Below are 14,499 nucleotides of genomic sequence, written 5' to 3' on the forward strand. Positions count from 1 at the left end.
GGTCTTTCCTCGCGGCACATGGCCGCTCTTGATTTTTCGCTCGGGTCAGCTTCTCGATAAGGACGGGTCGCTGCCAAGCGTCATTTCATCGAGACCTCATTCCGGGACGGAATACCCTTCATGCTCATGCCCCGCCGCTTCCTGCCGTCGCTGTCGCTGCTGACCGCCTTCGACGCCGCCGCGCGCACCGGCAGCATCACCAAGGCGGCGCGCGAGCTGAACCTGACGCAGAGCGCCGTCAGCCGACAGATCAAGCTGCTGGAGCAGCAGCTGGAGGTGGAGTTGTTCGTGCGCGAGCGCCAGACCATCCGCCTCAGCCTCGCCGGCGAAGTCTACGCCCGCGAAATCCGCGACGCGCTCCACCGCATCAGCATGGCATCGCTGAACCTGCGCGCCAACCCGCGCGGCGGCACGCTCAACCTGGCGATCCTGCCGACCTTCGGCACCCGCTGGCTGGCACCGCGCCTGCCGCGCTTCCTGGCGCGTCACGCCGGCATCACCATCAATCTGGTGACGCGCCTCAGCCAGTTCGATTTCCGGCTGGAGCCGGTGGACGCCGCCATCCACTTCGGCGCCCCGCACTGGCCGGGGGCGGAGATGGTGCTGCTGCGGCGGGAATTCGTGGTGCCGGCCTGCGCGCCGGCGCTGGCGGCGGAGTACGGCTTCGTCGAACCGGCCGACCTGCGGCGGGCGCCGCTGCTGCACCTGACGACGCGACCCGATGCCTGGGAACGCTGGTTCGCCGCTCACGACGTACCGCCCGAGCCGGTGCACGGCATGCTGTTCGACCATTTCGCCACGGCGGCCCAGGCGGCGGTCTCGGGCCTCGGCGTGGCGCTGCTGCCGACCTTCCTGGTGGAGGACGACCTGAGGCGCGGCGACCTGGTGCCGGCGCTCGACCTGGTGACGGAAAGCGCCGAACGCTATTACCTCGCCTGGCCGGCGGAACGGGCCACGTACCCGCCGCTGGTCGCCTTCAGGGAATGGCTGCTGGAAGAGACGGCGGGGGATAGATGAGTCTTTGTTTGCCCTCAGGCGCCGGGCGCGGCCTGCGCCCGCTTGGCTCCCGCGCCAGGGGGCGCGCGGCGCGGTCGCGCCGTCCGGGCCGCGCCGAGGAAGCCTCGGCACGGCCCGGTTCACGTCGTGTCACCCGATGTCGAACTTGATGCCCTGGGCGAGCGGCAGGTCGCGCGAGTAGTTCACCGTGTTGGTGGCGCGCCGCATGTAGCCCTTCCAGGCGTCGGAGCCCGACTCGCGGCCGCCGCCGGTTTCCTTCTCGCCGCCGAAGGCGCCGCCGATCTCGGCGCCCGAGGGGCCGATGTTGACGTTGGCGATGCCGCAGTCGGAGCCGGCGGCCGACAGGAACAGCTCCGTCTCGCGCAGGTCGGTGGAGAAGATGCACGACGACAGGCCCTGCGGCACGCCGTTGTGCAGGGCGATGGCCTCGTCCAGCGTGTCGTAGGTCATGACGTAGAGGATGGGGGCGAAGGTCTCCTCGCGCACGATCTCGGTCTGCTCGGGCATCTCGACGATGGCCGGGCGGACGTAGAAGGCGTCGGGGAAGCGGTCGGCCAGCAGGCGCTCGCCGCCGTGGACGGTGCCGCCCTGCAGGCGCGCCGATTCCAGGGCGTGCTGCATGGCGTCGAAGGCGCCCTGGTCGACCAGCGGCCCGATCAGGGTGCCGGCCTCCAGCGGGTTGCCGACGGGCGCGCTCTGGTAGGCCTTCAGCAGGCGCGGCAGCAGGGTGTCGCGCACGTCGCGGTGGACGATCAGGCGGCGCAGCGAGGTGCAGCGCTGGCCGCAGGTGCCGACCGCCGAGAACACGATGGCCCGCACGGCGAGGTCGAGGTCGGCCGAGGGCGCCACGATCATGGCGGCGTTGCCGCCCAGCTCCAGGATGCTGCGGCCGAAGCGGGCGGCCACCTTGGCGGCGACGTCGCGGCCCATGCGGGTGGAGCCGGTGGCCGAGACGATGGCGACGTCGGGGCTTTCGACCATGCGCTCGCCGATGTCACGGCCGCCGACGGCCACCTGCGACAGGCCGGCGGGCACGTCGCCGAAGCGGGCGGCGGCGCGCTCGAACAGCACCTGGCAGGCGAGCGCGGTCAGCGGCGTCTTCTCCGACGGCTTCCACAGCACGGGGTTGCCGCACACCAGCGCCAGGGCGGCGTTCCACGACCACACGGCGACCGGGAAGTTGAAGGCGCTGATGATGCCGCACACGCCCATGGGGTGCCAGGTTTCCATCATGCGGTGGCCGGGGCGCTCCGACGCGATGGTCAGGCCGTAGAGCTGGCGCGACAGGCCGACGGCGAAGTCGCAGATGTCGATCATCTCCTGCACTTCGCCCAGGCCTTCCTGGTAGATCTTGCCCGTTTCCAGGCTGACCAGGCGGCCGAGGTCGTCCTTGGCGGCGCGCAGTTCCTCGCCGAGCAGGCGGATCAGCTCGCCGCGGCGCGGCGCGGGCACGGTGCGCCAGGCGAGGAACGCCTGCTTGCCCGCGGCGATCATGGCGTCCATGTCGGCCGCCGTGGCTTCGGGGATGGTGGCGAGGCGGCTGCCGTCCACCGGCGAGCGGACGGCGAGGCTGCCGCCGGCGGGGAAGGAAAGGCCGAAGCGGTCGAGAATGTCGGCGTGGGACACGGTGTGAAGCTCCCGGTGTTGGTCTTGATCTGAAGGGTCAGCGGCCGGCGGCGACGGCGGCGGCGCGGATGTCGGACAGGGACCGCGCCGGCGTCAGCGCCTCGGGGTCCAGCTTGACGTGCAGGATGGCCGGCACGCCGGCGGCCAGGGCGCGGTCCATGGCCGGCGCGAAGTCTTCGGTGCGCTCCACCGTCTCTCCGTGGCCGCCGTAGGCGCGGGCGAAGGCGGCGAAGTCGGGGTTGGCGAGCTGGGTGCCCGAGACACGGCCGGGGTATTCGCGCTCCTGATGCATGCGGATGGTGCCGTACATGCCGTTGTCGACCACCACCACCACCACGGCGGCGCCCGCCTGCACGGCGGTGCCGAACTCGAGCCCGGTCATCTGGAAGCAGCCGTCGCCGGCGAAGCACACCACCGGCCGTTCGGGGTGCGCCAGCTTGGCGGCGACGGCGGCGGGCAGGCCGTAGCCCATGGAGCCCGAGGTCGGCGCGAGCTGGCTGCCGAAGGTGCGGAAGCGCCAGAAGCGATGGATCCAGGTGGCGTAGTTGCCGGCGCCGTTGGTGACGATGGCGTCCGGGCCGAGGCGCTCCTGCAGCCAGGCCATGATGGGCGCCATCTGCACCGGGCCGGGGACGACGGGGCTGGCGCCGCTCCACGCCAGGAAGGCCTCGTGCGCCGCCGCCGCGCTGCCGGCCCAGGCCGGGGCGGCGGGGGCGTCGAGGGCCAGCAGGCCGTCGAGGAAGGCGCCCGGCGTCGCGTTGACGGCGATCTCCGGCCGGTAGACGCGGCCCAGTTCCTCCGCCCCCGGATGGACGTGGATGAGCGCGGCCTCGGGGCTCGGGATGCCGAGCAGGCCGTAGCTCTGCGACGGCACTTCCGACAGGCGGCCGCCGAGCAGCAGCACGAGGTCGGCGCCCTGCAGGCGCTCCAGCAGCTTCGGATTGATGCCGAGGCCGACGTCGCCGGCATAGTTGGGGTGCAGGTGGTCGACCAGCATCTGGCGGCGGAACGAGCAGGCGACCGGCAGATCCCAGGCTTCCACGAAGCGGGCCAGGGCGGCGCGGCTGTCGGCGGTCCAGCGCGAGCCGCCGGCGATGACGACCGGGTTCTTGGCGGCCTTCAGGCGCGCGGCGACGGCGGCCAGGGTGGCGGGCGTCGCGGCCGGTTCGGCGATGACGGCGGGGCCGGCGGCGGCGACCTCGGCTTCCTCCACCAGCATGTCTTCCGGCAGCGCGAGCACCACCGGGCCGGGGCGGCCGGAGCAGGCGACGTGGAAGGCGCGGGAGATCATCTCCGGCACCCGGTCGGGGCTGTCGATCTCGGCCACCCACTTGGCCATGGTGCCGAACACGTGGGTGTAGTCCACTTCCTGGAAGGCGTCGCGGCCGCGCATGCCGCGCTCGATCTGGCCGATGAGCAGCACCATGGGCGTGCTGTCCTGCTGGGCCACGTGGACGCCCGAGGCGGCGTTGGTGGCGCCGGGGCCGCGGGTGACCATGCAGACGCCCGGCGTGCCGGTCAGCTTGCCGTGGGCTTCGGCCATCATGGCGGCGCCGCCTTCGTGGCGGCAGACGACGGTCTGGATCGCCGAGTCGTGCAGGGCATCGAGCACGGCGAGGTAGCTTTCGCCGGGGATGCAGAACACGCGCTCGACGCCCTGGGCGGCGAGGGCGTCGACGATCAGGCGGCCACCGGTCTTCTTCATGGAAACGGTCCTCGGGAACGGGGGTGTCACGACAGGGCGGCGCAGGCGGCGGCGATGCGGCGGCACGCCTCCTGCAGGTCGGCGGTGGCCGACGCGGTGGAGATGCGGAAGTGCTCGGGCGCGCCGAAGGCCTCGCCGGGCACCACGGCCACGTGGGCGGCCTCCAGCAGGTAGGTGGCGACGTCCATGGCGGAGGTCAACACGGCGCCGCCCGGCGTGCGGCGGCCGAACAGCCCGGCGCAGGACGGGAAGACGTAGAACGCCCCGCCCGGCGGCGGGCACGACAGGCCCGGCACGGCGTCCAGGGCGGCGCACACCAGGTCGCGGCGCTCGCGGTAGACGGCGACCATCTCGGCGACGCACGCCTGCGGCCCGGTCAGGGCGGCGACGGCGGCCGCCTGGGCGATGGAGCAGGCGCCGGAGGTGGATTGCCCCTGGGCGGCGGTCATGGCGGCGATCAGCGGCTTCGGCCCGGCGGCGTAGCCGATGCGCCAGCCGGTCATGGCATAGGCCTTGGACACGCCGTTGAGGGTCAGGGTGCGGTCGCGCAGCTCGGGGACGCAGGCCGCGGTGGTGACGAAGGGGCCGCCGTCGAAGCGGATGTGTTCGTAGATGTCGTCGCTCAGCACCCACACCGCCGGATGATCGGCGAGCGGCGCCAGGGCGGCGCGCAGCTGCTCGGGCGTGTAGGTGGCGCCCGACGGGTTGCCCGGCGCGTTCAGCAGCAGCCAGCGGGTGCGCGGGGTGATGGCGGCGCGCAGGGCCTCGGCCGTGATGCGGAAGCCGTCGTCGGCGGAGGTTTCCACCACCACCGGCACGCCGTCGCACACCCGCACGATGTCGAGGTAGCTGGTCCAGTAGGGGGCGGGGATGACGACCTCGTCGCCGGGGTCGAGGGTGGCGAAGAAGGCGTTGAACAGCACCTGCTTGGCGCCGGTGGAGACCAGGATCTGGTCGGGCGTGAAGACGAGGTCGTTCTCGCGGCGGAACTTCTCCACCACGGCGGCCTTCAGGGCGGCGGTGCCGGCGGTCGGCGGATAGCGGGTGTCGCCGGCGGCCATGGCGGCGGCGGCGGCGTCCTTGATGTGCTGCGGCGTATGGAAATCGGGCTCGCCGGTGCCGAGGCCGATGATCGGCTCGCCGCGCGCCTTGGCCTCGCGCGCCTTTTCCGAGATCTGGACGATCAGCGACACCTCGATGCCCGACAGGCGGGCGGAGCGGCGGAAGGCGGCGGCAGCGGTGGACATGGACAGGCGGACCTTCGTCGGAACGGGAATGATGTCGACCGATCCTGCGAAGAGACCGCCAGCCCTGCAAGCGATGATGCGGACTTAAGTCATGATGCTGCGTCATGACCCCCGGTCGCGGGGCGCCACTCAAGCGCCAGCTTCTCGCGCCAGGCGAAGCGGCCGAGGTGGTCGTCGACGACGGCGCGGATGCGGTCGACGCCCTCCGGCGACGCGGCGGTGACGGCGACGACGAGGTCGCCGTCCTCGGCGGTCATGCGGCAGGTGCCCCAGGCGAAATGGCAGAGCCCTTCGTCGGGGCGCGTGTCGGCGTCGTAGTCGACGGTGATCTTGTGGGCGAAGTGCTTGCACAACTGGCCCAGGTACTTGGCGGCGGCCGGGGTGGCGGCGCGGCCGGTGGCGGTGAACGTGTCCTCTTGCATGACTTGCCTTCTTGCAGCGGTCGGGCCGGGCCCTCCTGCGACGGAGGGTCCGGCCCGGTTTCGGCGAGCGGGTGGGAGGTCCGGCCTCAGAAGCGGACGGTCGACGACAGCAGGAACGACCGGCCCGGCTCGTAGACCGGCGTCACGCGCGAGGTCTGGCCGTAGCTGGCGCGGCTGACGTAGGCGGCGTCGAACACGTTGTTGGCCTCCGCCCGCAGGGTGAGCCACGGCGCCATCGGGTCGGGCGTCCACTCGGCGAAGAGGTCGACCACCGTGTAGGCTTCCAGGTTCTTATAGCCGTTGGCGGCGAGGTCGGCGTCCTCGAACGAGAAGGCGTGCTCGGCCGAGCCGCCGACGGTCAGGTCCGCCGGCTCGATGGTGTAGAAGCCGCTCAGCGTCACCACGTCGCCGACGGCCGTGCCCATGTTGTAGTCGCCGGGCAGGGCGATGCGGTCGCCGTAGGTGATGTCGGTGTGGGTGTACTTGGCGCTGATGCCGGCGCCGTCGGTGGTGTAGGACAGCGCCAGGTCGACGCCGCGGCTTTCCAGGTCTTCGCCGTTGATGCGGGTCCAGGTGGTGTAGTTCCAGTCCATGGGATTGCGCATGACCGTGCGGAAGTACGCCGCCTCGGCGCCGAAGCCCAGCCAGTCGGTGCGGACGCCGACGCGCATGTTGTGCGCCGTGGTCGGCTCCAGGTCGCCGGCGTAGGTATAGTTCTGGGCGTGGAACAGCGCCGTCTCCGACGGCTCCAGGCCGCCCCACACGTAGCTGTAGCCGCCGAACACCGACAGCCACTCGGTGACGCCGTATTCGGCCGAGACGTTGGGGCTGAGGCCGCCGTTGTCGAAGGTCTGGCCGTCCACCGACTCGTAGCTCTGGATGTCGCCGCGCAGGCCGGCCGACAGGGTCAGGCGGTCCACCGGCTCGACGGTCGCCTGGGCGAACAGGCCGGCCTGGGTGATCTCCTCCGACACGTCGGTCGTGAAGTGGAAGCGCTCGACCGTGATGTCGTCGTGGCTGAAGTCGGTGCCGACGGTCAGGCTGCCCATGGGGATGGCGAAGGTGTTCTGGATCTTGCCGCCGATGCTCTCGACCTGCGAGTTGAAGTCGCCGGACGGGCGGCGGTAGCCGCTCTCGTTGGGGCGCTTGAGGTCGTAGAGGTTGTAGGTCAGCAGCACCTCGGGGTCGAACAGGTCGGTCGGCGCCGTGGTGGTGTACTGGGCGGTGAAGGTGGTGCGCGTCAGGTCGTTGCGGTTCAGGTCGGCGCTGACGAAGCCCATGTTGGGGCGCAGGCGGCGCACCGTATCGTCGTTCAGGTACTCGCCGCTGACCTTGATGCGGTGGCCCTCGGGCGAGGTGTAGCCGACCTTGGCCAGCACGTCGACGAGGTCGCTGCCGGTGCCCTTCTCCTCGCCACCCTTGCCGTTCTCGTAGTCGTCGCCCTGCTCGCGGGTGACCAGGCCGAGCACGTCGAAGCCCTGCGCCGTGCCGTAGCCGGCGACGGTGCCGCGCACGGTGCCCGGATTGGTGTCGTAGGACGTGGTGACGTGGCCGCCGGCGGTGCGGCCGGGGGCGAGCAGGTCGGCGGCGTCCTTGGTCTCGAAGGCGACGGTGCCGCCGAGCGCCCCGAAGCCGGCATCGGCCGGCGCGACGCCGGGGTTGACCTCGACGCTCTTCAGCAGGCCGGGATCGAGGAACAGGTTGCCGTTGTGATGCCACACGTTGTTGCGCTGGCCGGCGCCGTCGATGGTGACGTTCAGCTTGTTCTGCGACACGCCGTGGACGAACAGCTTCTGCGCCGCCGCGCTGCCGCCCGAGACGCTGACCGCCGGCTGGTCGGCGAACAGGTCGCGCAGGGTCTGCGGCTGCTCGCGCTCCAGGGTCTCGGCGCCGAGGCGGATGGGCTCCACCGGGGCCGGGCGGGCCGCTTCGACGCTGATGGGCCGCAGTTGCACCGCCGCACCGGCCGCCGCATCCTGCGCCGCCGCCGCGCCGGACAGGGCGCCGGTGGTCAGCGCCGTCGTCGTCAGCAGCACCGTCAGCCGGCGCATCCCCCTCGTTGCACTCTGGTTCGTCATGCTCTCATCCCTCACCGCGGGAGCCGGGCACCGCAGCGCCGGCTCGACCGCATCGTCGTGTTGTGTTAATAATGCAAGTCATTCTCAATAACGGGGCGCAGAGTGCCCCGAAGCCGTCATCCTGTATAGGGCTTTCTCGCCGGCCCGGCTTTTGCGGAGCGATCAAATGCGTTTGCACGACGGTCAAAATGCGGGGCAGGCGGCCCTGTCGTGGCAGGACCTGGCGGCGCTGACCCAGGACCACGGCTTCAGCCTGGTGGCGCCCGACCTGCGGCCGCAGGACCCGGCGGTGCGCGGGCTGTTCGTGCGCCGCACCCTGCGCAGCGGCCTGTCGGTGCACATGTCCGACGCCGTCGACCTGCACGACCTGACGACCCGGGTGGTGGGGCGGCCGGGCACGACCCTGACCGTGTTCCTGCACGGCCGCGCCGCCGTCACCCTCGGCAGCCGGGCCTATGAGCTGGGGGCGGGGCGTGACGGCGGCGGCCGCCCGGTGCCGCAGGCGGCGCTCTATTCCCTCGCCGAGGCCGACCTGTTCGAGCGTCGCGGCATTCGCGGCCAGCACCTGCGCAAGGTGGCCCTGCGCCTGCCGCCCGGCTGGCTGAGCGGTGCCGGCCTGAGCGGCGACGCCGCCCGCCTGGCGGCCCGGCTCGACCACGAACACGCGGCGCTCACGACCCTGCCGGTGCCGCCCGAGGTGGTGCGTCTGGCCGAGTCCATGCTGACCGAGTCGGCGTCGGCCTGCCGCGGCTGCGGCGACCTGATGCAGGAGAGCCGGGCGCTGGAACTGCTCGCCCGCGTGCTGGAGGCGGCATCGGGTGCGGCGTCGGCGGGCACCGCGCCGCCCCATCACGCCGACGCCCGCCTGCGGGCCGCGCAGGAGTTCCTGGCCGCTCACCTGGACCAGGACGTGACCCTGGCCGAGGCGGCGAGTGCGGCCTGCGTCAGCGTCAGCACCCTGCAGCGCCTGTTCCGCGACCGCCTGGGCGTGCCGGTCTACGAATACCTCCGCCGCCTCCGCCTCGCCGAGGCCCGCCGTTTCCTCGAACGCGGCGAGGGCCCGGTGACCGAAGCCGCTCTGCGCGCCGGCTACACCTCGCCGGCCAACTTCGCCACCGCCTTCAAGCGCGAATTCGGCATCCCGCCGAGCCGCTGCCGAGGGTGAAGGGGGGCGGTGCCGGCGCGCGGCCGGGCATGACACGCCGCTGGGTCGGCACATGACCCGTCGTGGCCGCGTTCGGCGACGGACGGCCTACCGCTGCGCCGTCGCCCAGGTGTCGCTCACCCAGTACTGCGGGTCGGCATCGCGCAAGGGCGTGCGGCCGCGGATCAGGTCGGCGGCCTTCTCGGCGATCATGATGGTCGGCGCGTTCAGGTTGCCCGAGGTGATGGTCGGCATGATCGAGCTGTCCACCACCCTAAGGCCCTGCACGCCGCGCACCCGGCAGTCTTCGTCCACCACGGCCAGATCGTCGCTGCCCATCTTGCAGGTGCAGGAGGGGTGGTAGGCGCTTTCGCAGTTGGCGGCGACCCAGGCGTCGATCTCGGCGTCGGTCTTCACCTCCGGCCCCGGCTGCAGTTCCTTGCCGCGGAAGGGGGCGAAGGCGTCCTGGGCGAAGATCTCGCGGGTCAGGCGGACGGCGGCGCGCATTTCCACCCAGTCGTCGGGGTGGCTCATGTACTTGGGGTCGATGAGCGGCGCCTCGCGCGGGTCGGCGCTCGCCAGCTTCACGAAGCCCCGGCTCCGTGACCGCATGGGGCCGACGTGCGCCTGGTAGCCGTGGCGGTCGGACGGGTTGCGACCGTCGTAGCGCACCGCCATGGGCAGGAAGTGGTATTGCAGGTCGGGGTGCTTCACCCCCGGCCGCGAGCGGATGAAGGCGCCCGACTCGAAGTGGTTGGTGGCGCCGACGCCGGTCTTGAACAGGTACCACTCCATGCCGACCATCATCTTGTTCCACGGGTTCAGCACCCGGTAGAGCGTGATCGGCTGGGTGCATTCCTGCTGGACGTAGAGTTCCAGGTGGTCCTGCAGGTTCTGCCCGACGCCCGGCAGGTCGTGGACCGCATCGACCCCGACCGCCCGCAGGTCGTCGGCCGCGCCGATGCCCGACAGGTTGAGGATCTGCGGCGACTTGACGGGACCGGCCGACAGGATCACCTCGCGCTCCGCCCACACGGTGGTGGACGCGCCGCCGTCGACGCCCGCGACCTCGACGCCGCGCGCGACGCCGTTCTCCAGCACCACGCGCAAGGTCAGCGCGCCGGTGCGCACCGTCAGGTTGGGGCGCGTCATGGCGGGGCGCAGGTAGGCGGTGGCGGTCGACCAGCGCTTGCCGCGGTGGACGGTCATGTCCATGGACCCGAAGCCTTCCTGGCTGAAGCCGTTCTGGTCTTCGGTGCGGCGGTAGCCGGCCTGCACGCCGGCCTCGATGAAGGCGGTGTAGAGCGGGTTCTCGCAGGCGCCGGTGGCGACGTTCAGCGGCCCCTCGCCGCCGTGGTAGGCGTCCGCCCCCTTGGTGCGGTTGCCGGCCTTGCGGAAGTAGGGCAGCACGCCGGCGTAGTCCCAGCCGGCGAGAGCCGGGTCTTCCTGCGCCCAGCGCTCGTAATCGAGCGCATGGCCGCGCACGTAGGCCATGCCGTTGATGGACGACGACCCGCCGAGGGTGCGGCCGCGCGGGCAGTGCAGGCGGCGGCCGTTCAGGTGCTCCTGCGGCACCGTGTAGAAGTCCCAGTTGTAGGTCTTGGACTGCATGGGATAGCTGAGCGCGCTCGGCATGTGGATGCGCCAGTCCCAGGCGTGGTCCTTGGGGCCGGCCTCCAGCAGCAGGACGCGCACGTCGGCGTCCTCGGTCAGGCGGTTGGCCAGCACGCAGCCGGCCGAGCCGGCGCCGACGATGATGTAGTCGAAGGTCTCCGTCATGGCGGGGTTACCCCTCTTCTTCTTGCTCAGTAGGGCGCGTCGACGTCACCGAGGGCGACATAGACGCTCTTTTCCTGGGTGTAGTGGGCGATGGCGGCATGGCCGTTCTCGCGCCCGAGGCCCGACTGCTTGACGCCGCCGAAGGGCATCTCCACGGGCGTGATGTTGTAGGTGTTGATCCAGCAGGTGCCGGCCTCCAGCCGCGCCACCACCCGGTGGCCGCGGGCGAGGTCGCGGGTGAAGACACCGGCGGCGAGGCCGTAGTCGGTGGCGTTGGCGCGGGCGATCACCTCGTCCTCGTCGTCGAAGCACAGCACCGTCATGACCGGGCCGAAGATCTCCTCGCGCACGATGCTCATGGCGTCGGTGCAGTCGGCGAAGACGGTGGGGCGGATGAAGACGCCGGCGTCGCAGCCGGGCACACCCACCCGCTCGCCGCCGGTGACCACGGTCGCCCCGGCGGCGCGGCCGGCGGCGATGGCGGCCAGCACCTTCTCGCCGTGCTCGGGCGCGATCATGGGGCCGACGTGGGTGGCCGGGTCGCGCGGGTCGCCGATGACCATGGCCTCGGTGCGCGTCTTCAGCTTGGCGAGGAACTCGTCGCGCACCGCGCGGTGGACGAACACCCGCGTGCCGTTGGAGCAGATCTCGCCCTGGCTGTAGAAGTTGCCGAGCAGCGCCCCGCCGACGGCGTTGTCCAGGTTGGCGTCGTCGAACACGATGAGCGGCGACTTGCCGCCCAGTTCCATGGTGACGTGCTTCAGCGTCTTGGCCGCGTCGGCCATGACCGCCTTGCCGGTGCCGACCTCGCCGGTCAGCGAGACCTTGGCGATGCCGGGGTGGGCGGTGATGGCCCGGCCGGTGTCGGCGAAGCCCTGCACCACGTTGAACACGCCGTCGGGCAGGCCGGCTTCCTTGTAGATCTCGGCCAGCTTCAGCGCGGTCAACGGCGTCAGCTCGGCCGGCTTGAAGATCATGGCGTTGCCGCAGGCGAGCGCCGGGGCGCTCTTCCAGCAGGCGATCTGCAACGGGTAGTTCCACGCCCCGATGCCGGCGCAGATGCCGAGCGGCTCGCGCCGGGTATAGGCGAAGGCGCCCTCGCCGAGCGGGATGTGCTGCCCGGTCAGGGTGGCGGCCATGCCGGCGTAGTATTCGATGCAGTCGGCGCCGGACACCACGTCGACCACGGTGGTTTCCTGCAAGGGGCGGCCGCTGTCCAGGGTTTCGAGCAGCGCCAGCTCGTCGTTGCGGGCGCGCAGGAGGGATGCAGCGCGCATGAGAATGCGGCCGCGCTCGGCGCCGGTCATGGCCGACCACACACGGAAGCCCTCGCGCGCGGCCGCGACGGCGGCATCCACGTCGGCGGCGCCGGCCAGGGCGACGCGGCCGAGCGATTCGCCGGTGGCCGGGTTGCGGGTCTCGAAGGTCTCGCCGGAGGCGGCGGGCACGAAGGCGCCGCCGATGAACAGACGGTGGTCGGCGGTGGGATGGGTCACGGCAAATCCTCGTCTCGGTCGGTCGGTCAGGCGGGCGGTCGTTGGGCGGACGCTCAGGCGTCGGCGGCGGCGGCCAGCAGGTGCAGGCGCAGCACCGTCATGACGCGGCGGCGCGCGGCGGGGATGTCGAGCCCGTCCTCGGCCAGCGCGGCGCGCAGCCAGATGCCGTCGATGAGGCTGCCGAGCACCTCGGTCATCTCGTCGAGGTCGCGCTCGGCGAGCTTCAGCTGGCGCAGGGCATGGCGCAGGTCCGATCGCAGGCGGCGGCGGTAGACGCCCTGCAGGCGCGCCAGTTCGGGCGCGTGCGGCACCTGCGCCCAGAAGGCGAGCCAGGCGGCCACCACCTCGGGCGTGCACTGGGTTTCGTCGAAGTTGGCGGCGACGATGGCTTCCACCCGCGCCAGCGGCGAGTCGGCCTGCGTCAGGCGGCGGATGGCCTCGCGCCGCAGGTCTGTGAGCAGGCTGCGCATGGTCGCGGCCAGAAGCTCGTTCTTGCCGCCGAAGTAATGGGCGATGATGCCCGCCGACAAACCGGCGGTGGACGCAATGCGGGCCACAGTGGCGTCGCCATAGCCGTAGCGGTGGATGGCCTGGATTGTGGCGTCTATCAACTGCTTCCTGCGGATCGGCTGAACACCGACTTTCGGCATGGATATTCTCTTCAGCGGCAAGGGCATTTTGTGTTGACAGAGGCGACCCTGCCCTTTTTTAATTGAACGGTCAATCAAAAAAGACGGCGCACCGCGGACCGGCCCCAGGGCCAGCGACCATGGTCCGCCATCGCGGTTCGCAGGGCTTTCGCCGCGACCGCAGCGCCGTCCCTTTCCTTGGGCCGCCTGTCCTTTTCCAGGCCCGTCAACCCGCTGGTCGCTTCGACCGGTCGCCCCCGCGGGCGGCACCGGACGCCGAGGCCGACGCAGACACAGGAGACGAGACCATATGACCGCCCTCGCGCCTCGCGCCGCCGCAACCGCTTTCGCCGCTGCGCTCGCCGCCGGAACCACGCTGACCGCCGCGCCCGCCGCCTTCGCCGCCGACCCGGAGGCCTGCCGCAGCGTGCGCTTCGCCGACGTCGGCTGGACCGACATCACCGCCACCACCGCCGCCACCTCGGTGGTGCTGGAGGCCCTGGGCTACCAGCCGAGCGCCGAGATCCTGGCGGTGCCCGTCACCTACGCCAGCCTGAAGAACGGCGACGTCGACGTCTTCCTCGGCAACTGGATGCCGACCATGGAGGCCGACGTGCGGCCCTACCTGGAAGACGGCTCGGTGAAGGACCTCGGCGCCAATCTGGAAGGCGCCAAGTACACGCTCGCGGTGCCGCAGTACGCCTTCGACGGCGGCCTCAAGTCCTTCCAGGATATCGCCAAGTTCAAGGACAAGCTCGACGGCAAGATCTACGGCATCGAGCCGGGCAACGACGGCAACCGCCTGATCCAGGGCATGATCGATGACGACAAGTACGGCCTCGGCGGCTTCGAGCTGATCGAAAGCTCGGAACAGGGCATGCTGTCGCAGGTGACCCGCGCCGACCGCCGCGACGAGTGGGTGGTGTTCCTCGGCTGGGAGCCGCACCCCATGAACGCCAACCACGACATGGCCTACCTGTCGGGCGGCGACGACGTGTTCGGCCCGAACTTCGGCGGCGCCACCGTGCACACCAACGTGCGCGCCGGCCTGCCCGAGCAGTGCCCGAACCTGGCGCGCTTCATCGACAACGTGACGTTCTCGCTGGCCATGGAGAACGAGATCATGGGCGCCATCCTCAACGACAAGGAACAGCCCAACGCCGCCGCCCGCGCGTGGCTGAAGCAGAACCCGCAGATGGCGCTGTCGTGGCTGGACGGCGTGACCACCGCCGACGGCGGCGACGCCAAGGCCGCGGTAGAGACGGCTTTGGGCGGCAAGTAACCGCGCAAGGCCTCGTCTCCCGCAGCACCGCCGCGTCCGTCCGGTCCTCCCCTTCCCCCGGACGGACGCGGCGG

11 protein-coding genes are annotated in these 14,499 nt (G+C 71.4%); 3 read left to right on the forward strand and 8 right to left on the reverse strand.

From position 1 onward, the window contains the following. Positions 1 to 120 precede the first annotated feature (120 nt). Positions 121 to 1,017: a LysR family transcriptional regulator gene (locus CRP50_RS04765; protein ID WP_097277858.1), complete on the forward strand. Its 897-nt coding sequence runs from the start codon at positions 121 to 123 to the stop codon at positions 1,015 to 1,017. Between the two features lie 129 nt (positions 1,018 to 1,146). Here the strand turns inward: CRP50_RS04765 and CRP50_RS04770 are convergent, their stop codons facing one another. The 5 genes from CRP50_RS04770 to CRP50_RS04790 all read right to left on the reverse strand — a co-directional run bounded on the left by CRP50_RS04770 (position 1,147) and on the right by CRP50_RS04790 (position 8,095). Next, on the reverse strand, positions 1,147 to 2,643 hold the full coding sequence (locus CRP50_RS04770; RefSeq protein WP_097277859.1) for an aldehyde dehydrogenase family protein: 1,497 nt from the start codon (positions 2,641 to 2,643) through the stop codon (positions 1,147 to 1,149). A 37-nt stretch (positions 2,644 to 2,680) separates the two neighbouring features. Further along, positions 2,681 to 4,348: a thiamine pyrophosphate-binding protein gene (locus CRP50_RS04775; protein WP_097277860.1), complete on the reverse strand. Its 1,668-nt coding sequence runs from the start codon at positions 4,346 to 4,348 to the stop codon at positions 2,681 to 2,683. A 26-nt stretch (positions 4,349 to 4,374) separates the two neighbouring features. Beyond that, the gene (locus tag CRP50_RS04780; RefSeq protein ID WP_097277861.1) at positions 4,375 to 5,595 is read right to left on the reverse strand and encodes a pyridoxal phosphate-dependent aminotransferase; all 1,221 of its coding nucleotides are present in this window, start codon (positions 5,593 to 5,595) and stop codon (positions 4,375 to 4,377) included. An 89-nt stretch (positions 5,596 to 5,684) separates the two neighbouring features. Further along, positions 5,685 to 6,017 (reverse strand): DUF2218 domain-containing protein, encoded by a 333-nt coding sequence (locus CRP50_RS04785; protein WP_097277862.1) that lies wholly within the window; start codon positions 6,015 to 6,017, stop codon positions 5,685 to 5,687. A gap of 86 nt (positions 6,018 to 6,103) precedes the next feature. Next, complete coding sequence (locus CRP50_RS04790; protein WP_097277863.1) at positions 6,104 to 8,095, reverse strand: TonB-dependent receptor domain-containing protein; 1,992 nt, start codon at positions 8,093 to 8,095, stop codon at positions 6,104 to 6,106. A gap of 166 nt (positions 8,096 to 8,261) precedes the next feature. On the opposite strand from CRP50_RS04790, the gene CRP50_RS04795 reads away from it, so the two are divergent. Then, positions 8,262 to 9,260 carry a helix-turn-helix domain-containing protein gene (locus tag CRP50_RS04795; protein ID WP_097277864.1) on the forward strand — a complete coding sequence of 333 codons (999 nt, stop codon included), beginning with the start codon at positions 8,262 to 8,264 and terminating at the stop codon, positions 9,258 to 9,260. Positions 9,261 to 9,347: 87 nt separating this feature from the next. Here CRP50_RS04795 and betA read toward each other — a convergent pair whose 3' ends face one another. From betA to betI, 3 genes are read right to left on the reverse strand one after another with little or no spacing between them, the layout of a single operon-like run. Beyond that, positions 9,348 to 11,018, reverse strand: a complete 1,671-nt coding sequence (betA, locus tag CRP50_RS04800) for a choline dehydrogenase (protein WP_097277865.1) — start codon at positions 11,016 to 11,018, stop codon at positions 9,348 to 9,350. Positions 11,019 to 11,044: 26 nt separating this feature from the next. Beyond that, positions 11,045 to 12,514: a betaine-aldehyde dehydrogenase gene (gene betB, locus CRP50_RS04805; protein ID WP_097277866.1), complete on the reverse strand. Its 1,470-nt coding sequence runs from the start codon at positions 12,512 to 12,514 to the stop codon at positions 11,045 to 11,047. Between the two features lie 53 nt (positions 12,515 to 12,567). Next, a complete protein-coding gene (gene betI / locus CRP50_RS04810; RefSeq protein WP_097277867.1) occupies positions 12,568 to 13,164 on the reverse strand; it encodes a choline-responsive transcriptional repressor BetI in 597 nt (198 codons plus the stop codon). 289 nt (positions 13,165 to 13,453) lie between these two features. On the opposite strand from betI, the gene CRP50_RS04815 reads away from it, so the two are divergent. Continuing rightward, positions 13,454 to 14,425: a choline ABC transporter substrate-binding protein gene (locus CRP50_RS04815; protein ID WP_097277868.1), complete on the forward strand. Its 972-nt coding sequence runs from the start codon at positions 13,454 to 13,456 to the stop codon at positions 14,423 to 14,425. Positions 14,426 to 14,499: the final 74 nt, after the last annotated feature.

Origin of the sequence: Caenispirillum bisanense (assembly GCF_900230255.1) — a bacterium.
GTDB classification, from domain to species: domain Bacteria; phylum Pseudomonadota; class Alphaproteobacteria; order Rhodospirillales; family Rhodospirillaceae; genus Caenispirillum; species Caenispirillum bisanense_A.

Bases quoted from the DNA above. Each gene is read 5' to 3' on its own strand.
- CRP50_RS04765 (WP_097277858.1), top strand. From the start codon at position 121: ATGCTCATGCCCCGCCGCTTCCTGCCGTCGCTGTCGCTGCTGACCGCC.
- CRP50_RS04775 (WP_097277860.1), bottom strand. From the start codon at position 4,348: ATGAAGAAGACCGGTGGCCGCCTGATCGTCGACGCCCTCGCCGCCCAG.
- CRP50_RS04780 (WP_097277861.1), bottom strand. From the start codon at position 5,595: ATGTCCACCGCTGCCGCCGCCTTCCGCCGCTCCGCCCGCCTGTCGGGC.
- CRP50_RS04785 (WP_097277862.1), bottom strand. From the start codon at position 6,017: ATGCAAGAGGACACGTTCACCGCCACCGGCCGCGCCGCCACCCCGGCC.
- CRP50_RS04790 (WP_097277863.1), bottom strand. From the start codon at position 8,095: ATGACGAACCAGAGTGCAACGAGGGGGATGCGCCGGCTGACGGTGCTG.
- CRP50_RS04795 (WP_097277864.1), top strand. From the start codon at position 8,262: ATGCGTTTGCACGACGGTCAAAATGCGGGGCAGGCGGCCCTGTCGTGG.
- betA (WP_097277865.1), bottom strand. From the start codon at position 11,018: ATGACGGAGACCTTCGACTACATCATCGTCGGCGCCGGCTCGGCCGGC.
- betI (WP_097277867.1), bottom strand. From the start codon at position 13,164: ATGCCGAAAGTCGGTGTTCAGCCGATCCGCAGGAAGCAGTTGATAGAC.
- CRP50_RS04815 (WP_097277868.1), top strand. From the start codon at position 13,454: ATGACCGCCCTCGCGCCTCGCGCCGCCGCAACCGCTTTCGCCGCTGCG.